This window comes from Bifidobacterium goeldii, from assembly GCF_003951095.1.
GTDB classification, from domain to species: domain Bacteria; phylum Actinomycetota; class Actinomycetes; order Actinomycetales; family Bifidobacteriaceae; genus Bifidobacterium; species Bifidobacterium goeldii.
In genome coordinates, this window is sequence record NZ_QXGL01000002.1 from 202,504 (window position 1) to 222,457 (window position 19,954).

A 19,954-nucleotide genomic window follows, 5' to 3' on the forward strand; every position below is an offset into this window, starting at 1 on the left:
ACCTGCCAACTGCTGCCTGCTGAGCCGCTCGCTAGATCTTCTTCAGTGCAGCAGCCACACCAGCCAACAATCCCGGCTTTTTGAGCAGATTAACTTCATCGCTAGGAGCTCCTGCACCCGAGCGACCTTCCATCGCAAACGTGTATGCCTTACGCGAGCTGGGTTTGCCAACAAGCTCGCCAAATTCCAACAATTGCGTGCGCGGATTGTGCGGATGTCGAATATCAAATTCAAACAAACGCGTTGCACGCTGTGCTGCCGCAGGGCCGTATGAGCCGAATCCGCAAGTCGGCGTTGCAACCAGCATCACATCATCCAGCAAACCAACAAAGCCGTTGCGATGATCATGGCCAGCAACTACGCCGCAGTATCCGCCACTATCGCGCAGAATCGAGAATTCGCCGCTATCTTGGTCAGGGCAGCTCACGCCTTCGCCGAGATAACCGCCGGGCAGAATTTTCGACTCGTCAATCACGTAGTATTCCGACTCATGCGTACGGTAGCCTTGCATGGCGCCTGCTGCGTTCGCTGGCGCTTCTTTCAACACGTCATAATATTGCGGCAATGGCATGTGCTGGAACACCATCGATTGTGTTCCCATCCATGCTGGCACGTCGCGCAAAAATTGCAGTGCTTGTTCGCTCGGCGTACCGTAGCCGCCTTCGCGCGCATAATCTCCGGAGTTCAGCATGACCAGTCCAAGCGCATTGCGCGCACGATCCGGGTCCATTACCGGCAACGCGAACATTCCCGGCTCACAGGGCAGAATCTGCGTGTCAGGTACGCCAGACAATGGCATCGTGCACGGGCGAATATGACCATCATCATCCACCGTAATCTGCGGGTTCAGGCAGCCGGGGAATTCGCGATAGATTGCATCGAGCTCGGCGGTATCAAGACCGCATTGGAAGTCATGATTGCCATAGGTGACTGCGAAAGGAACACCGCGTTCGATAAGCGGCTGAAGGAACATGGCGATACAGTCTCGCACTTTTGCACGCGTGCGCGCCATTCGCCGCTCATTGACTGGTTCGCTGGCGCTGGTATCCCAGCGACGCTTACGGAATGTGGCGCTATACGCATCGTCATATCCGGCGATTTGATTGCCAGTGAAGATAACAATGTCAGGCCGAGCGGCGTCAAGAGACGCTTCGATGAGACGAATCGTGTCTTTAGAGACTTTTGGACCGTCTTGGATATCAGCCAGCTGGAGTACGCGGAATTTGCCGGAGCGGTGGAACTGCAAGCGTCCCAATCGCGCCGACACCGATACTGGGCGTGCGTCTTCGGACGCGGAAGGCTGGTGGAAATCCGTCATATGCCCCAGAGTAGTCCAATTGCGCAGTGCGTGCGGCTGCCGACGCGCGGATGGCATAATCCGCAATTGGGCCGAAAAACAAGAAAACCCTCGCTTCCGCGAGGGCTCACTGGCTGGGATGCCTGGACTCGAACCAAGAATGGCTGAACCAGAATCAGCTGTGTTGCCAATTACACCACATCCCAATTTGGCTGGCGTAACAACTCCGAAGAGTTGTCCGTCGTACCCCCAACCGGATTTGAACCGGTGTTGGCGCCGTGAGAGGGCGTAGTCCTAGACCGCTAGACGATGGGGGCTTCAGTTTTCGTTGAACAGTGGAGTGCACTGCGCAACGAGTGATAAATATACGCGAATACCTACCCTCACGCAACTTCGGCGTGTCGCGCCATTTTCCAGTGGTTTTACGGCTACACTGCATTCAGGTCCGTTATCAGGTTCACCGCGAATCATGTACATCGCGGCGATAGCGGGCGCGCAACTTCAGACGAAAGGCCGGGTTCACGATGACGACGCTTGACGATGTGGCACGGGCGGCCGGCGTATCGCGCATGACGGCCTCCAACGCACTACGCGGCAAAAGCGTAGTGCGCGCCAGCACGGCTGCGAAAGTCCTTAAGGCTGCCAAAAAGCTTAACTATCAGCCGAACCTCGCGGCACGGCAGTTGAGTTCAGGGCGAACGAACGTGATCGGATTCTCCACAGTCGAACTCGATAATTCACCGTTCTCATCCGACCTAGCTTCAGCCGTATCGGATCTGGCCGTGCAGAAGGGTTATCAGACGCTGATCCAGCAAACCCGCTACTCCACCGCGTACGAATCCTCGATGCTGTCCGCCGTATCCACGCAGTTTACGGACGGTATGATCCTGTGCGCCCCCTCGGTTTCTGAGGAGACTATCCGCCAGGTCAACGAGAAGTACCCACTGGTGGTGTTCGACGCTTCCTTCGAGAACTACGACGCCATCGATCGCGTGCTCACTCCTTGCGAAGAAGGTGCTTTCGCAGCCACCAGTCATCTCATCGATCAAGGATGCGAACGCATTCTTGTGCTCGGCGCGTACTGGCATGACGATGATGAGCTCGCGCACACAGTCACCTCCGACGGCAAACGTCTACGTGGGGTTGCGAACGCTCTTTCAGCGCATGGTATGACACTGCAGCGCGAACTGGTGCATCGCTGTGGTTGGAACATGGACGATGGCTACCGAACCATGCAGCAGCTGCTCGACGATGGGTTGAGCTTTGATGGCCTGTTCTGCCTTACCGACGTCATCGCCATCGGCGCGATGCGTGCGCTGATCGAACGCGGTCTGCGCATTCCGCAAGATGTAGCAGTGGTCGGCTTCGATGGGCTGCCGAGCGGCAAATTCCTCAACCCGCCGTTGTCATCTGTGGTTATCGATCCGAAGGATGTGGCGCAGGAGTGCCTGACGCTGCTGCTCGATCGTATTGATTCCCCGGACGATCACGAGTTCTCATGTCGAACCGTGCCGTTCTCGCTGCGCGTGGGCGATAGTTCCCGGCGCAGCTAGCGCAATCGATGAGATACGCAAACGCATAAAACCGCATAAAACAAGGTGTGAGCGCCATGTTTCACACGTGGCACCCACACCTTGAATATTGGTCAACAACTGGCGATAGGTCGTCTTCAGGATCGCATCAGTCGCACTGCTGCAACGCGCGGACTATCCGAAGTGCCGTCGGCAGATATCTTCACGCATGAGGCCATGTCGTCGCCCACGCCAAGCGATCCGCGTGGCACTGGGTACTCGTCCAGCAGCAACGCTCCCTCACGCCGACGCACCGCACGCTTAGTCAGCCGCGTATCGCCGACGAGCAGCTGATACGGGTGTTGCTCGTCGTCGGCGAGTAACGCCACGATCAGACGGTCGCCGGAGCGCTCCCAATCCTTGATTTGATACGAGAACCAGCCGTGGCGATGCGCGACGCGGTAGTGCGTATCGTCCGCGTACCCTTGCTCGTCGCCAGCAGCACAGTAACCGTGGTCCACTTCCGACTGCTGTTCGCCGCATCGTACTTCATCGCACACGCGCATGTCACTCGAAGCCTCCTGCGCGTCGATATCGCGCAGATGAGCGCGTATCTGCCGCGTATCGTCATGCTGTGCCCACGGAAGGTAGATCGTGTAGCGGCTCGCTTCGATATCAGCGAACGGCACCAGCGTCACGCGATGGGTCAGTTCACGCTCGTCGTTTTCACGCGCATCGCCATGCATGCAATCAGGACCGGCGTCATGCATATCGGGCACTGTCACTGTCACGTCAACAGTGCCGTCGAAGCGCCCGGTGTCGCCGTTCACCTCATAGCCTTGTACGATCGGCAAATCACTCATCGGCATTAACGGACCGGAGGCAATGTGCCCGGCGCGCGAATCGTCGCCGCGCAATCCTTGTAGGTCAATATCGCCGTTGCGCTGAGCCATCACCACTGGCCCGCGCAATATGCTGACCCACGCGGAGCCGTCCGGCAACGGTTCCATCGTCACCTTGACCGTGTGACGGATGTGCACCGTCATTGTTCCCGACCATCGCACTTGCAGACAGTCGTAGCCAGGCACGGCGTTGTCGCTGATCATCCGCCCGTCGCCACCGTCAAAGGTATATTCCACATCTTCAGCCCACCACGGATGCCGCACGTACAGCCGTATTTCGCGAGTGCTGTCAGCATTGTTGCTGCCGTCGCCCCTAGTCGCCGTCAGTGTCAACGTTCCCTCATTGAGCCGTCCAGCTCCCGGAGCGTAACTTTGGCGGATATCCACACCAGCCTCGCACCAACGCACGCTAGAAGGAATGAATAGGTTCACCGCCAGCGCGGGCGCAGCAGTTTCAGACACCCCTTGCGCAGGCGCAGCTTTGGCGTAAATCAAACGCCCATACCGGGCATGGTTTTCCAACCCGGAGCCAACACAGCACCAGAACGATTCCTGCGCGGACGAGTAGACGCGATAGTGCCGTGGGCGCATCGGCGTAAAGTACACAAAACCGCGTTCGGATGTGCCCACCGAAGACAAGATATGGTTCTCGAGCACGCGCTCATAAAAGTCCAAGTATCGCATGGCTCCGGTGCGCAGGAACAGGCGTTCGGCCAGTTTCGACATGTTGTAGCTGTTGCATGTCTCTACGCCTTGCCGGGAGGTGATCATCGAACTGAAATCGTCAGTCGGATGAAAATGCTCAGCGACCGAATGTGCGCCAATCGATACAGAACGATGGCTCACTACCGAATCCCAGAATGTATTCACCGCACGGTCGTAGCGGGAGTCTCCAGTAGCTTGCGCGAGTCGCTCATAGCCGAGCACTTTGGGAATCTGCGTGTTCGCGTGCAGACCGGTCAGGCAATCCTCGCCGGCGGCCAGCCGATCGAACAACTCCGACTGGCAGAAGCGCTGCGCCTGCGCCAGATAGCGCTCGTCACCGGTCAACCGGTACAGTTCGGCGAACGACTCGTTCATGCCGCCGAACTCGCAGCGCAGCATCATCGCGAACGATTCGTCAGTCATGTTGTCTGACAGCGCGCACCACCAATCAGCCAAGCGCGTCACGACGCGGCGCGCCGTCTGCGCTATCACGGGTGCGTCGGGCGCGAAGGCTTGCCAACAGTCCAGCAGTCCAGCGAATAGCTTGTGCAAGTTGTACAACGGCACCCACGAGCCGTCGAGGTCGAAGGACTGTGCCTGCACATCGTTGCCACGCAGGCGAGAGAACAGGCGATCCGACCCGGGGATGCCGCCAACGTAACCGTCAGCTCGAGCCTGCTGACAGCGTTCCAGCTCACGCACAACATAATCGGCACGATCGCGAAATTCACTGCGCCCGGTAGCGGACCAGAACTGCGCCAACGCTGACAAATAGTGGCCGCAGATGTGCCCGCCCATGCCCATGCTTTCCCAGTTGGGGTATGCGCGCACGGGATTGCCCTCAGCGTCGGTTGGCTGGTCGAGCCCGCATTCCTGCCGGAATGGGTACAGCAGCCGATCCGGGTCAAGTTCAAGCACATAGCGAGCGCCAGTACGCTGTGCCCTCGCGTATGGGCCGCGCTCGTCCAAGGAGACGTCTCGGCAATCGAAACGCCGGAACACGACAGACATTTGTTTTCCTCCCGTTTATTGCAGCCGATACTGCAACGGTTTTGCAGCCGATACTGCGACGTCGGCGACATGACGGTCATATACGCGAAGCGGCCGCCGCCGGCCCTCGCACGACACGATGCCGACAACGACCGCCGCTTCGCAATGCTTCGATCGGAACGATCGACTACTTGCTACTTGGTCTTGCTACTTGGTCTTGACCTCGAAGCCCTGGCTCTTGGCGTAGTCGACGAGCTTGGCTTGCCATGCCTTCACGCCATCGGACAGCGAGCCGTCGCCGCTAAACGCCTTGCCGGCGGTATCGGTGAACACACTGCGCGCGTACACCTCGAACGGCAGGAACTCATAGCCGGAGGCCACGTTCTTGGCCGCGGTGGCAAGCTCCTCGTTGTACTTCTGGCCGCCGAAGTATTCGACTTCCTGCTTGTTGGCGGTAACGGTGGTCTTGTCGAGGAATTCGCTCTTCGCTAGGCTCTTGGTGTCGGACGGGAATGCGCCGAGGCCAACACGGTAATCAGCGCCCTCCGTGCTGTGCGACACGAATTCCATGTACTTCCAGGCTGCCTTCTTCTTGGCGTCGTTATCGGACTTGATCATTGCGATCGAGCTGCCGCCGTTCTCGGAATTGACGTGGGCGCCCTCGGTCCACTGCGGCAGCTGGGCGACGCGCCACTTGCCGGTAGCTTGTGGGGAGTTAGTGGCGAGGTTGATGGAGATCCATGCGCCGGTAAGCATGGCGGCGATCGAACCGCCACCGAGCTCGCGGTTCCAGTCGTCGGACCAGCCGACTGTCTTGGTGTCGATCAGGTCCTCGTCGATCATCTTCTGCCAGAATTCAGTCCACTTCTTAGCGCCCTCATCGCCAGTGAGGTTGATGGTCACGGTCTTGCCGTCCGCAGAAGTCTTGAACGGGTGGCCGCCTGCCTGCCAGACCATCGAATCGTAGAAGCCGGCGTCGCCAGCGTCGTTGACAATATAGCTGCCGGTAGCGCGGATTTTCTTAGCTGCCGCGTAGAACTCATCCCACGTCTTCGGCACTTCGGTCACACCGGCCTTGTCGAAGACTTCTTTGTTGTAGAAGAACGCCATCGGGCCCGAATCCATCGGCAGACCGTAGACACCACCCGACACGTTGACTGAGCTCCACGTGCCCGGGGTGTAGAAGTCCTTGTAGTCCTTGGCGCCGAATGCGCTCAGGTCTTCAAGCTCGCCTTTGATGGCGTATTCGGGCAGTGCGTAGTATTCGATCTGTGCGATGTCAGGGGCGCCACTGCCTGCGCTGATGGCGTTGTTGAGCGCGGTGTATTCGTCTTTGTTGGTACCCGCGTTGACGAGCTTGACTGTGATATCGGGGTTCTTGGCCTCGAACTTGTCGACGATCTCCTGGTTGGTATCCCACGACCATAGCGTGATCTCAGTCTTGCCGTTCGATTCTGCCGCCTTATCTCCCGATCCTGCCGTCGAGCTACCGCAGGCGGGCACACCGATCATCATCGCAGCCACCGCACCAGTTGCGGCGATGCGCTTCACCATTGAATACCGCATTTGATCTCCTTCGCACTTTTTTGTAGCGCTATAATTTGTAGCGCTAAATATACGCTGAAATAAGGAAACTGGAAACTTTTCGGCGTGTCGCCGATGGTGCTATAGGCGCGGTATAAGCAGCGTACTTGCACCCCACCCGCCCGCGCTACACAAATTGGCGATCTGCATGCAGAAGAAGTACCCATAAATCACGCCACATCTTCCGGGCTTGCTGCCTTTTTGTGGCCGCAAACTAGCCGTATGCCCGGGTGCGTTTTGGGTTCAGAAGTGGCGGTTTAACGAAAAAGCCTCGGGGAATGCCCGAGGCTTTGTAAGCGTACCCCCAACCGGATTTGAACCGGTGTTGGCGCCGTGAGAGGGCGTAGTCCTAGACCGCTAGACGATGGGGGCTTATTCAGTTCTTGCTCATCGCAGTACAACCGCGACGAGTTGATAAATGTACAGGAATCCACCCACTGGCGTCCACCTTGGCGTGTCGCAGCAGTGCCACCATAGGCGCACGATAGATTGACCAGTAGTCCATAAACGCAGCAATTACAGCAACACCAATCCCTCTACTGATGGATTATCAGCAACCCTACTGATGAATTTGCAGAGATTCTACTGATGAATTATCATGAATCCTACTGATGAATTATCATGAATCCTACTGATGAAATTGCAAATGAGGCAATGATGATACCGAGAATCATCGCTCAGGAACTCACCCCCATGCTGTCGTGGTTCCCGGTTGTTTCCGTGACCGGCCCGCGCCAAAGCGGCAAATCCACGCTCGTGAAAAACACACTTCCCGATTACGAATATGTCAATCTCGAAGATGAAACCACTCGCGTCAGCGCTATAAACGACCCCGTTGGCTTCATTCGCTCACATAGCGATAGACTCATCATCGACGAGGCGCAATATGCCCCCGGACTGTTCTCACAGATCCAGGTCGAGGCCGACAAACGCAGCACCATGGGGCAGTACGTGTTATCCGGGTCACAGAACTTTCTGATGGAGAAGCGAATCGGGCAATCATTGGCCGGCCGAGTCGGTATGCTCCAACTGCTGCCGCTTTCCTACGAGGAGGCACTTCACGCAAAACCCGACCTCACCGTGGACGAGTTCATGTTCCGCGGAGGTTATCCGCATCTCTACGACGTGCCGACGCCTGCGGATATCTATTTCCGAAACTATACGGCCACGTATGTCAGCCGTGACGTGGCAGAGTATCTTGATGTCCGCAATCTTACCGATTTCAATACCTTCCTGAGGCTATGCGCGGAAAATGCCGGGAATCTGTTGAATCTCACCGCCTTGGCCCGAGATGCTGGCGTGGCTTTCAACACCGCCAAGCAATGGCTCTCCATCCTGGAGGCGAGCTTCATCATATTCAGACTGTCCCCCTATTCCACCAATACGCGCAAGAGGTTAGTCAAGACCCCCAAGCTGTATTTCTATGACAATGGATTGCTGAACTACCTTCTTGGTATTCATTCCATGGAAGATCTGTTGAACGACCCCAAGCGCGGGGACGTGTTCGAAAATCTCATTATCGCGGAAACGATAAAGCGATACCGCAATCGAAACAAAGACTGCGAACTGTGCTTCTACCGAGACACCAGCCAAAGCGAAATCGATTTGGTTGATGCAACGCATCGCCGTGACCCGAAACTTATTGAAATCAAGTCAGGGATGACCGCGCGCCCGGATTTCTTCAAACACCTCGCATCCGTCGGAGAGGAACTGAGCGTGCCGGCCGATCGCAGAATGATCGTCTATCGCGGAATGGAAAGTTTTTCCAGCAAAAACGGTCGCTATGTCACAGCCGAAAGTTACTTGCGCGGCGGTGTAAACCAAGCTGATTAATGTAATGAAGCCGGCGATTCCGGGCTTGGAATCGTCGGCTTCAATGTTTCGGCATATTAGTCAGCGGACGTCGGCGCCAGCCGGCATCCGCTGACTCACAGCTCATAGATGCTCGCGAAGACCCTTCAGACGGGCGAGGGAGATGTCCTTGCCGACAATCTCCATGCTCTCGAACAGCGGCGGAGAGACACGGCGGCCGGACATGGCCACGCGCACCGGGCCGAAAGCCAGACGCGGCTTGTAGCCGCCGTCCTCCACGAGCGCCTTGTTGAGCGTCTCGTGCAGATTGTCGGTCTTCCACTCCTCTTCCGGCACTGCCTCAAGCGCAGCAATCGCCAGATCAAGCACAGCAGCGGAGGAATCCTTAAGCTGCTTGCGTGCATCGTCAGCGGGCTCAATGTAGCCCTCGGTGGAGAGCAGCGAGCCAACCATGCCAGCGACCTCACCGAGCAGGCGCACACGCGGCTGCACCAGCGGGGCGGAAGCGGTCAGAATCTCACGCTCACGATCAGTCAGCGCGTCCCAATTGTCGGCGGAAACCACGCCGTCACGGTGCAGATACGGCACCGAGCGGCGCAGGAAGTCAGCCGGGTCGAGCATACGGATGTGCTCGGCGTTGATGGAGATCGCCTTGTCGAGGTCGAAGCGGGCCGGGTTGGCCTTCACGTCGCGCACGTCGAACTTCTCGATCATTTCTTCCATCGAGAACACGTCGCGGTCGGGGGCAATGGACCAGCCGAGCAGGGCGAGGTAGTTGAGCAGGCCCTCGCGGATGAAGCCGGCGTCGCGGTGGTTGAACAGGTTGGACTCCGGGTCGCGCTTGGAAAGCTTCTTGTTGCCCTGGCCCATTACGTACGGCATGTGGCCGAACAGCGGGGTGGTCTTGGCGATGCCCAGCTCCTCGAGGTAGCGGTACAGCACGATCTGACGCGGGGTGGAGCTCAGCAGGTCCTCGCCGCGCAGCACGACGTTGATGTCCATCATCGCGTCGTCCACCGGGTTGGTGAGCGTGTACAGCGGATCGCCGTTCGGGCGCACGATGACATAGTCCGGCACGGAACCGGCCTTGAATTCGATGCGGCCACGGATCAGATCGTCGAACGCGATGTCCTCGTCGGGCATGCGCAGGCGCAGTGCAGGCTTGCGGCCCTCGGCGCGGAAGGCAGCCTTCTGCTCTTCGGTGAGGTTGCGATCGTAGCCGTCGTAGCCGAATTCCTTCGGGCGGCCAGCGGCGACGTTACGAGCCTCGATCTCCTCCGGAGTGGAGAAGGATTCGTAGGCGTAGCCGGCTTCGAGCAGCTTGGCGGCAACGCTCTTGTAGATGTCGCCACGCTCGGACTGGCGGTACGGGCCGTGGGGACCACCGACGTCGATGCCCTCGTCCCAGTCGATGCCGAGCCAGCGCAGGGCTTCGAGGATCTGGTTGTAGCTTTCCTCGGAGTCGCGAGCGGCGTCGGTATCCTCGATGCGAAAGATCAGTTTGCCGCCGGTGGCGCGGGCTTCGGCCCAGTTGAACAGGGCGGTGCGCACCATGCCGACGTGCGGGGTGCCGGTCGGGGACGGGCAGAAGCGCACGCGCACGTCCTTCGGCAGTTCGGGTTTGGTTTCCTTGGTGTTTTCAGCTTCGGTCATAGTCCCCTATTGTGCCGCGCAGCGGGGACGCGCAGAATCTATAGAGTGACGGCGGCAGCATAGCAACACAGTCAAGCGCATACACTTCAACAAACTTGTTGCAGCACTGCGCGCAAATCACCCATATAAACAGCATTAATCAATAGCAATCGATATTGCTCTACGTAACAATAAAGTAAATAAAATCGCCCATTGCCACGCACCAAAATGATTGCTTTTGCTTACTCCTGAGCGCTATACGCACATTCAGCACACCCCCGACACGCCAATTTCAACCATTTCCACAGTTACGGGCCGGAAATGTGCACACTTGATACTACTGACCAACGACGGTCAGCGGTTTTTTGACGCCGTCGTCAACAGTGAAGGAGAGAACAATGCGCAAACGCCATTTCACAGTCGCTGCAGTCATCTGCGCGGCCGCTATGCTACTTTCAGGTTGCGGTGGCGGCTCCGGTAGCAGCAATGCTTCAAGCGATAATGTCATCCGAGCTTACGGCGTCGAACCGCAGAACCCACTGTCTCCTGGCGACTCTGGCGAAAGCGGCGGCATTCAGGTCGCCGATCAAATCTACTCAACTCTGATCACCTATAACAGTGACGGTACGATCAACAACGAGATGGCCAAGTCCATCGAGCCCAACGAGGACGCTTCGCAGTTCACCATCACGCTCGAAAGCGGCTGGAAGTTCACCGACGGCACGCCCGTCAAGGCCGAGAACTTCACCAAGGCGTGGAGCTACGCGGCCAACGGCGCCAACGGCATGAAGAACGCCTGGTGCTTCTCCGCGATTAAGGGCTACGACGACCTGCAGGCCGACGGCGTCGCCTCCGACGCGCAGCTAAGCGGCCTCAAAGTCGTGGACGACACCACCTTCACCGTGGACCTCAACAAGCCGAACTCGATGTTCCCGAAGGAACTGGGCTACATCGCGTTCGCCCCGGTGCCAGACTCCGCGTTCAGCGACATGAAGGCGTTCGGCGAGAAGCCGGTCACCAACGGCCCGTACAAGCTTGAGAAGTGGGACCACAGCAAGAGCATCACGCTGGTCAAGAACCCCGATTACAAGGGCCCGCGCCAGCCGAAGAACGACGGCATCACCTTCCAGCTGTACACCAAGCCAGACGCCGCTTACTCCGACGTGCAGGCCGGCAATCTCGACGTGCTCTCTACGATCCCGGCTTCCGCGATGAAGACTTTCCAGTCGAACCCGGCCGTCAAGGCCACCTCCACCCCGGGCTCCTCATTCCAGGGCTTCACGATTCCAGTCGCGCTCAAGCACTTCGGCATGGATGAGGAAGGCCGCCTGCGCCGCGAGGCCATCTCGATGGCCGTCAACCGCAAGCAGATCACTGAGAAGCTGTTCTTCAACACGCGTACCCCGGCCACCGACTTCCTCGCTCCGACCGTCGACGGCCACTCCGAGGACCTCAAGGGTGCCGACGTGCTCACCCACGACGCCGACAAGGCAAAGGAACTGTGGGCTGAGGCCGACAAGATCTCCCCGTGGGACGGCACCTTCGAGCTCGCCTACAACGCGGACGCCGACCACAAGCAGTGGGTGGACGCCGTGTGCAACCAGTTGAAGAACACACTGGGCATCGAGGCGAAGGGCAAGCCGTTCCCGACATCCGCGGAATACTACGATTCGCTCGACTCGAAGACCCCGACCTTCGCGTTCTACACCAGCTGGTCCGCCGACTGGCCGTCGCCGGATAACTTCCTGGTGACCCTGTACGCCTCCAGCTCCGCCGACGGTAACGGCTCGAACACCGGCAACTACAAGAACCCGGATTACGATGCGCTGCTGGACAAGGCCGCATCCTCCTCCTCGATGGAGGACGCGAACAAGTACTACCAGCAGGCTGAGGAGATCCTCTTGCAGGATCTGCCGACGATCCCGCTGTGGTACGGCAACGCGAACGCGGTGACTACGAAGAACGTGAACGGCCTCGCTTTCAACTTCAACGCCCTGCCCACGTACTGGAAGATCAGCAAGTCCTGATGTTGTACGGAGGCGACTACAACCCCGAGCAGTGGCCGCGTGACGTGTGGAAGCACGACATGCGGCTGCTGCGCGAGGCCTCGATTAACGAGGTCACCCTGAACGTGTTCTCGTGGGCCGCTTTGCAGCCCGACGAGGGCACCTACGATTTCTCCCGGCTTGACGACATCGTCTCTACGGTGAGCGATGCCGGTATGAAGATCATCATGGCGACAGGCACCGGCGCCCTGCCCGCGTGGCTGTCGCTGGCCCACCCGGATGTGGAGCGTGTCGACTTCGACGGGCGTAAACACCGTCACGGCGCGCGGCAAAACGCGTGCCCTTCCAGCCCCACGTATCGTCGCTATGCGGCGGCGCTGGCCGGCAAGATGGCGGAACACTACGCTTCATTGCCGAATCTCGTCGCGTGGCATGTTTCGAACGAGTATGAGGGCATCTGCTACTGCGAAAACTGCCAGCGTGCCTATCGTGACTGGCTGCGCGAACGCTACGGCACCATCGAACAGCTGAACGCCACGTGGGGCACCGATTTTTGGGGGCACACGTACCGTTCATTCGACGAGATCTTCCCACCCGATCGCGCCGGCGACGGCAGCTATGATGACCCGTGCGCAGTACTGCCCGCAGCAAGCCTTGATTACGCGCGCTTCTTCGACGATGCAATCATCGGCGCCTACAACGCGGAAAAGGATGCGATCCGGCGGTTCGATAGCAAGACGCCCATCACCACGAATTTCATGGGCAACTTCTTCCAATACGACTATCAGCATTGGGCGAAGGACATCGACATCGCCGCGTGGGATTGCTACCCGCGGCTCGGCACGCCGCCGAGCGATACCGCGTTCTGGCATGATCTGATCCGCTGTTTGAAACAGCGCCCGTTCCTACTCATGGAACAAACGCCGAGCCGCATGAACTGGATGCCGTACAACGCGCTCAAACGCCCCGGCCAGATGCGCCAGCAAAGTTGGCAGGCGATCGCGCATGGCGCTGATTCGGTGCAGTTCTTCCAGATGCGGCGCTCGCGCTACGGTTGCGAGAAGTTCCACGGTGCGGTGATCGACGCGGATGGCACCGATGAGACGCGCACGTTCCGCGAAGTGGCTTCGCTTGGCCGCGAGTTGGCGTCGATCGGCTCGATGATCGAGGGTTCGATGCCGTTGCCGCGCGTGGCGATGCTGTTCGACTGGTCGTCGTGGCGCGGGTTGCGCAATGCGATCGGCCCGTCGAAGGATCTTGATTATCTGCGCGAATCGCGCGCGATGTACGCCGAACTCTATCGCCGCAATGTGCCGGTGGATGTGGTGGGCGTTGACGCGGATCTTTCCCGCTATGACGTGGTGCTCGCTCCGGCGCTGTACATCGTGGATAGCGCGGCGGCCGGCCGGCTGAACGATTACGTGCGCGGCGGTGGGCGGCTGTTGCTCACGGTGATGAGCGCGCTGAGCGACGAGCACGACGTGCTGTACAACGGCAAAATTCCGGCGCCGTTCCACGATATTGCCGGCGTGTGGGCGATGGAGACGGACGCGCTGGCGCCCGAGGACCGCGTGCCACTGGAGTTTGCGGAAGGCGTTGGCGGCGGCTCAAGCGACGATGGCGCAAGCGAGGGTGGCGCAAGGGCTGCCGGCGACACCGACCGCTCTGCTTCCCCCGCCGGCCGCGTGCTGTGCGACGTGCTGGTGCCGAGCGAGGGTACCGAAACGCTCGCTAGCTACGGCCCGGGTCCGTTCTACGCGGGCACGCCGGCGATCACGAGGCATCGCGCGGGAAGCGGCGTGTGCTACTACGCGGGCACGTTCCTTGATCCGGCGGCGATGCAGCTGCTGATCGGCGAGATGCTGGATGATGCCGGAATTCCGACGATCGAGTCACCCAGCGGAGTGGAGATCAACACCCGCTACACCGACCACGGCGACGCGCTCACGTTCATTATTAATGACACCGGCGAGCCGCGCTCAGTACGCGTACCTGTCGAAGGCGTTGACTTGCTCAACAACAACGAGCCACACACGGTCGGCGACATAATCGAACTGCCGCCCTACGGCGTCATGCTCCTGCAAGGCAACGGCAAGAATCGTTAAGTCGCAGGCCGCGTCATCGAAAAAAGTGAGGCTCGGCATTCATCAACGCCGAGCCTCACTAATTCAATAGTTCTAAACCACTCTACAAACGCTCGCACCTGTTGAGCGGCGTATCTTACAGTTTCTTACAGTAAGATAATGTAAGAAACTGTAAGATAAACTGTAAGATTGTAAGATAGCGCGATCGCCGACTGAGCGAGAACGAAGGAGCCAAATAGTTGACGCATGCACCGACGCCAATGTTTGCACCGCTATCGACCCACATTGCACGCAGTGCAATCATTCCACCCCATATCCGCTTACCTATGGGAAAATGTAGGTTTCAACATTTTTATCTATCTAAAAGTGTTTCTTTCACCATAAAAACCCAGATAAGACCTGCAAATAAGCAAAGCATCACAGCCCCACTCTATCGGCCAGGTGCCGAGAGCCATAACGGGATGACTCTCGGCGCCCTTCCCCCAACATGTCACTTCAGCAGGCCGATGGCGTCGAGAGCGAAGCCGGCGGCGTTGGCGGTGCGGAATGCGACCGTGTGATGGCCCTGCTCGAGGCCTTCGAGGCGATATTCACAGCGCAGTGAGCCGTTGGTGGCGTGCACTGGAGCGTTGGCATGAACCAGATGACCGTCTACGAACACGTCAAGGCGCGCACTGCCATCTGAGGGGCCAAATAGGTCGACTCCGGTGCCGTCGAAGCTGAATTTCAGCTCAGCGCCAGCACCTGCAGCGCGCGAAATCGTTCGCATGTAGGTAAACATGCCCTGACCGTTATCATGCGTCCAAGAACTGTCATAGTGCAGGATTTCAGAGCCGTTATCCCACGAGCGCATGTGCATATCGTCGATCAGCTCGGTGTAGTAGGGCGAGAAACCGTCCACACGTTCGACGCGCAGGTTCGAGAAACGCACGTGGTCGAAGCTCGTGCCGAGATTCACACGACCAGCCGACTGCAATGACGGGTCCGACCACGTGGTGATCTTCGCACCATTAATGAATACGGTGGCAGTATCCCCCGCGACTTCGAGTGTGATCGTATTCCACGAGCCAGCACCAGCTGCGAACGGTTGCATGCCAGCCTCGATAGCACGCCGGCGCAGATCTTCCAAGTGCCCGCGGCGTACTTCGTTGCCGAAGTTGCGCAACAGCCATACGCCATCCGCACGAATCTTGAAATCCACACCGCAAATATCGGTAGTGAACTTATTGCCGCCCATTTCACGCGCACCAAGCAGCACGTAAGGCGCACGGCCTGGGTAGTCCTCGAACTTCACATCGACGGACACACGATAGTTGGCCCAGCGCATGTCGCCAATCGCTGTGCGCGGGTCGCCTTCAATCCACGCGTTGCCAGCGTGGTTCCAGTCGATCTGCTGGCGCAGCACGTGACCACGCTCAGCATCCGGTACGACTTCGAACGCGCCGTTCGTATCAGTGCTGTACCGCGGTGTTGCGCCTGCGTCACCGCCGCGCGAGGCCAGATAATCTTCCTTGACGAGCTGGTCAAACTTGTACGTCTCGACTTGCGGCTCATCTGCATAGTTGAAGTCGTCGGCGTAGAGCACGCCGTTTGCCGGGTCCACGTCGAGCACGGTACGAGTGTGCTCGTTCGTGTGCGGGAGCGCGTAGGCGTACGCAGGCTTCGCGGTAAGGGCTCCGGTTGCAGGGTTAACTTCGGCTGAGTCAAGCGTGGTGGCGGTGATCATGCTCCACGGCTGGATGGTGACGGCGTAGGTGCTGACGGCGGTGTTCTCGTTGTGATTTCCATCGATGATCGCCACCGGCTTGCGCCAGTTTGCATCATAGGGCTGTCCGGCGTCGGCAGCGCGGGTCTGCCAGATCGTCAGCGGCTTGCCAGCGGCGGTCAGCGCGGCGTCGATCTCAATCTCGTAAGTTTTTGTGAAACCGCTGTCATTGATGATAACGATGCTCACATCGTTGCCATTTGGTGCTGCGAGCGTCATATACGACGGTTCTCCGTTGCGAGCACCATTGACCGGGTTGTTGCCGCCCACCTTGCAACCCGACGCCTGCGGGATCGCGCGCCAAATCGTGTCGTGCGCAGATGCGGAGACGAAGCCGAGGTTGGCGAATCGCGTGAAGTGTTCGAGTACTGCGCAGCCGGCGTCGTAGTACATCCAGCCGCTCCACGGGTCGCGCGCGGAAATCAGCTCCTTGGAGGCGTATTCCATGTGTTCGTAGCATGAGCCGATGGCCGGCTGGTAGATCGCATGCGTGCGGCGCGATTCAACAAAGCCTTTGACCAGCGTGTTCGCCATTTCTAGCGGGCTGCCGGAACCACCAATGCCAGTGCCGGTGCGCTCACCCAAGCCGTTGTCCATTGTGTTGTTTGGGCGGTCGGCGGAGTTAGAGAACACGGCTTGCGCTTCAGAGTTCCAGATTTCCTTATCGAATTCCTCAGCCAAGCGCTTGAAGTTACCGTCCTCGTCGTCTACCACGGAATAGTGGTAGCTGGCCACGTCCATTGCGTTGAGGTACTCCGGGTTGGCGATAACCTCGCCGCCGAACGTGCCGGTCACTTCCTCGTCAGAAGTAATGACCTTGATCGCGTGGAAGAGGTCGCGCTCAGTCTCGCTAGCCCAGCCAGCGTTGGGGTCGTTTGGACCGTTGCCAATAAAGCCCTGATCGTCCGTGTGCACGCGATGCGCGAAGTCGGCAACCCAATCAAGGTTTGCGGTGCGCTCGTTCACGTCAGGGTTAACCGAGTCAACCATCACGCCATATTCGCGATATGCAGCCAGAATCGTATTCTTATACCACTTGTACACATCGTCGTTGGAGTGCACCCAGGTTGGTGCCATCCAGCGAAGAATGCTCACGTGTACGCCGGGCTGATAACGCCGAGCATCGGCGGCGAGCTGGAAACCGGGTTCGCGAGCAACCTGCGGGTATTCGTCCGACTCGCGCATGGTGGCAACATTCGGACCGGTGGAATTATTACGATCGTTGCCCATTTCGATTTTGATCGTATTCATCAATGGGTGATCACCAGCGAACAGCGTGCGCACCAGCTGCCAGTAGGCGTCCGGACTTTCAGCTTTGTAGTCCATCAGCAGGCTGGAAGTGGCGTTGCCGGAGAGCAGGCCGAATCCTTTGTACGTCAATCCGTTGCGGTTCTTTGCAGCGGCGGCTACATCGTCGGCGTGAATTGCAACGCGCAGCGGCTGGGCAGGGTCGTTGCCTTCGAAAGTCGTCATCGTCGTCATAGCAGACACCAAACCTTCTATTTGGTCAGATTTAATCATAAATAATCATATATGATATTTCATGATCACAACGACGTTTTTGGAAGATACTTGCGCGCGCAGTCACTTATTCATACAGCGCTACAAGCCGGCGATCACCAGACTCGCGAGCCATAGCAAGCGCAAGCGGCTGCGATTGCCAGCGCAGGCCAGCCCACACCACAAACGCAGCAACACCAGTAGCTAATACCGCCACCAGAATCGGACTGATCGTTAATCCCCACGCATACACAACAGCAACTGCCACATTGACGAGCAGCATGTATGGCCTGCGAATCGTCATCATCCAGCCATTACGCAACAGCGCGCGCAATCGCGCCTGCGGAAACTCAACCGCGATGTGCAACACCATCATCATTGCGAACGGGTTGTACGCGGCGAGTACCAGCAGCATTGGCACGAGCAATTGCCCCCACGCAACCTGCATCAGCAGCTGTGCGTCGTATAGTAGCGCGAATTCCACCGTGCACATGATCGCGCCGACCGTCAGCGCGCGGCGGAACAGGCGCCTGTATGCGCGGCCGTACGGGCGGAATACTGCGACAGAGACATCGGAAGGCACGTACGTGGCGGCGATCCAATCGGGCAGTGCAGCGCCGGAAGATTCGATCACATTCAGTGCGTCGCGGCGAGCTGCAGGCATGAACACGGGATGATCGCGAAAGATCGCGAACGACGCCGCTACACCGGGCGCACTGAGCGCGGCGGCCGCGATCCACAGCGGATAGAAGGCGGTGGAAGGTGCGAAGATCACTGCCAGTACGAGCGGCAGGCAGCCAGCCAAGGTCAGCAGGGACATTGCCAACACGAGGTAGACGACGTTCGCGACGGTAAGGAACGCGTCAGCGGTAATGTGCGGGCGGCGAGGATGCGCTGCTGCTGCCATGACGGGCTCCTTTCGCTTTCGTGTCAGGTTGTATGTCAAAGTGGTTGCAACGACTGTGGCGACGCTCCCCCAGTCAGCCTACGGCTGACAGCCCCCTCAGCCGAGGGGGCCAAGGCTGCCGCATCCATGTTATGTAAAGTTTGATAGTTATATTCCTATCCTTAGCCCCCTCGGTAGGACAATGCCGTTAAGCAAACAACCCAGTGGGTTGTTTGTAAGCGTTGTGCGAGCCGACAGGCGAGCCAGCAATATCGCTCGCATAGCGAGTCCATAATTGCGGGACGCTGTCAGCCGTTAGGCTGACTGAGGGAGCGTCGCCACAGTCACAGCAGCCACATGACTGGGCGCCTTAGTTCTTCATGCCGGAGGTGGCGATGCCTTCGATGAACTGCTTTTGGCCGATCAGGAACACGACCAGAATTGGCAGTACGGAGAGCACGGAGCCGGTCATAATCATTGAATAATCGGCATCGTACTGGGAGATGAAGGTCTTGAGGCCCAGCTGAATCGTGTACAGGTTCGGCGAGCGCAAGTAGAGCAGCGGGCCCATGTAGTCGTTCCACGTGTTGGTGAACGTGATGATCGCGAGCGCGGCAATCGACGAGCCGGACAGCGGCAGAATAATCCGCCGGTAAATACCAAACTCACTCAAGCCGTCGAGTCGTGCAGCTTCAGACAGCGAATCCGGAATCGTGTCGTAGAACTGCTTCATCATAAACACGCCGAACGCGCCGAATGCTTGCAGCAGAATAATTGACCAACGCGTATCGTTCAATCCCACAATCGAGAGCATCTTGAACTGCGGGATCATGTACGCCTGCCACGGCACGGCCATCGTTGCCACGTAGATCAAAAACAGCGTGTTGCGGCCGGGGAAGTTGATTTTCGAGAAGCCGTATGCAGCGAACGAACCAGTGAACACTTGCAGGAAGGTCACTACGACGGCGAAGAACACGGTGTTGCCGAGCCAGCCGAGCATGTCGGCCTTCTGCCAGATCTGCAGATAATGCTCGAAATGCCATGTTTCTGGCAGCCAGCGCACGGGGACCATGTAGATTTCATTGTTGTTTTTCAGCGAGGCGAGCACCATCCAAATGAACGGCAGCACGACGAATACGCTGATCACAACCATTACCGCATATCCGAGAATAATGCCGACGATGTGCAGCGGGGAACGGTGGCGCACGTTCAGCGGCGCGTCAAAGGAGCCGACCGTGGAATTAACCGTCTGAGAGCTGGAACTCAGCGAAATAGCCATC

11 protein-coding genes and 3 tRNA genes are annotated in these 19,954 nt (G+C 58.4%); 4 read left to right on the forward strand and 10 right to left on the reverse strand.

Annotation, left to right across the window (positions count from 1 at the left end; all coding sequences use genetic code 11):
* Positions 1–31 precede the first annotated feature (31 nt).
* From D2E25_RS04490 to D2E25_RS04500, 3 genes are all read right to left on the reverse strand, one after another.
* On the reverse strand, positions 32–1,318 hold the full coding sequence (locus D2E25_RS04490) for a metallophosphoesterase (protein WP_125980210.1): 1,287 nt from the start codon (positions 1,316–1,318) through the stop codon (positions 32–34).
* 110 nt (positions 1,319–1,428) lie between these two features.
* Positions 1,429–1,503: transfer RNA gene (locus D2E25_RS04495), tRNA-Gln, on the reverse strand.
* A gap of 38 nt (positions 1,504–1,541) precedes the next feature.
* A tRNA-Glu gene (locus D2E25_RS04500) sits at positions 1,542–1,614 on the reverse strand.
* 207 nt (positions 1,615–1,821) lie between these two features.
* Between D2E25_RS04500 and D2E25_RS04505 the strand changes: the two genes are divergently transcribed.
* Positions 1,822–2,850, forward strand: a complete 1,029-nt coding sequence (locus tag D2E25_RS04505) for a LacI family DNA-binding transcriptional regulator (RefSeq protein ID WP_125980212.1) — start codon at positions 1,822–1,824, stop codon at positions 2,848–2,850.
* Positions 2,851–2,966: 116 nt separating this feature from the next.
* On the opposite strand, the gene D2E25_RS04510 is transcribed toward D2E25_RS04505, so the two are convergent.
* From D2E25_RS04510 to D2E25_RS04520, 3 genes are all read right to left on the reverse strand, one after another.
* A complete protein-coding gene (locus D2E25_RS04510) occupies positions 2,967–5,426 on the reverse strand; it encodes a beta-L-arabinofuranosidase domain-containing protein (RefSeq protein ID WP_125980215.1) in 2,460 nt (819 codons plus the stop codon).
* A gap of 186 nt (positions 5,427–5,612) precedes the next feature.
* The gene (locus D2E25_RS04515) at positions 5,613–6,971 is read right to left on the reverse strand and encodes an ABC transporter substrate-binding protein (protein WP_125980217.1); all 1,359 of its coding nucleotides are present in this window, start codon (positions 6,969–6,971) and stop codon (positions 5,613–5,615) included.
* Positions 6,972–7,288: 317 nt separating this feature from the next.
* Positions 7,289–7,361: transfer RNA gene (locus tag D2E25_RS04520), tRNA-Glu, on the reverse strand.
* Positions 7,362–7,610: 249 nt separating this feature from the next.
* Between D2E25_RS04520 and D2E25_RS04525 the strand changes: the two genes are divergently transcribed.
* Positions 7,611–8,822 carry an ATP-binding protein gene (locus D2E25_RS04525; protein ID WP_241217010.1) on the forward strand — a complete coding sequence of 404 codons (1,212 nt, stop codon included), beginning with the start codon at positions 7,611–7,613 and terminating at the stop codon, positions 8,820–8,822.
* 102 nt (positions 8,823–8,924) lie between these two features.
* Here D2E25_RS04525 and gltX read toward each other — a convergent pair whose 3' ends face one another.
* Entirely contained in the window at positions 8,925–10,454 is a 1,530-nt protein-coding gene (gene gltX / locus D2E25_RS04530; RefSeq protein WP_125980219.1) for a glutamate--tRNA ligase, read from the reverse strand.
* Positions 10,455–10,831: 377 nt separating this feature from the next.
* Here gltX and D2E25_RS04535 point away from each other — a divergent pair, with 377 nt between their 5' ends.
* A complete protein-coding gene (locus tag D2E25_RS04535; protein WP_125980221.1) occupies positions 10,832–12,460 on the forward strand; it encodes a peptide ABC transporter substrate-binding protein in 1,629 nt (542 codons plus the stop codon).
* Complete coding sequence (locus tag D2E25_RS04540; protein WP_125980223.1) at positions 12,460–14,544, forward strand: beta-galactosidase; 2,085 nt, start codon at positions 12,460–12,462, stop codon at positions 14,542–14,544. Before D2E25_RS04535 ends, D2E25_RS04540 begins: the two co-directional genes overlap by 1 nt.
* Before the next feature lie 469 nt (positions 14,545–15,013).
* On the opposite strand, the gene D2E25_RS04545 is transcribed toward D2E25_RS04540, so the two are convergent.
* From D2E25_RS04545 to D2E25_RS04555, 3 genes are all read right to left on the reverse strand, one after another.
* Complete coding sequence (locus tag D2E25_RS04545; RefSeq protein WP_164514711.1) at positions 15,014–17,809, reverse strand: 3-keto-alpha-glucoside-1,2-lyase-like domain-containing protein; 2,796 nt, start codon at positions 17,807–17,809, stop codon at positions 15,014–15,016.
* A gap of 67 nt (positions 17,810–17,876) precedes the next feature.
* The gene (locus tag D2E25_RS04550; protein WP_125980227.1) at positions 17,877–18,695 is read right to left on the reverse strand and encodes a hypothetical protein; all 819 of its coding nucleotides are present in this window, start codon (positions 18,693–18,695) and stop codon (positions 17,877–17,879) included.
* A 349-nt stretch (positions 18,696–19,044) separates the two neighbouring features.
* Complete coding sequence (locus D2E25_RS04555) at positions 19,045–19,953, reverse strand: carbohydrate ABC transporter permease (protein WP_125980229.1); 909 nt, start codon at positions 19,951–19,953, stop codon at positions 19,045–19,047.
* Between the last annotated feature and the right edge of the window lies 1 nt (position 19,954).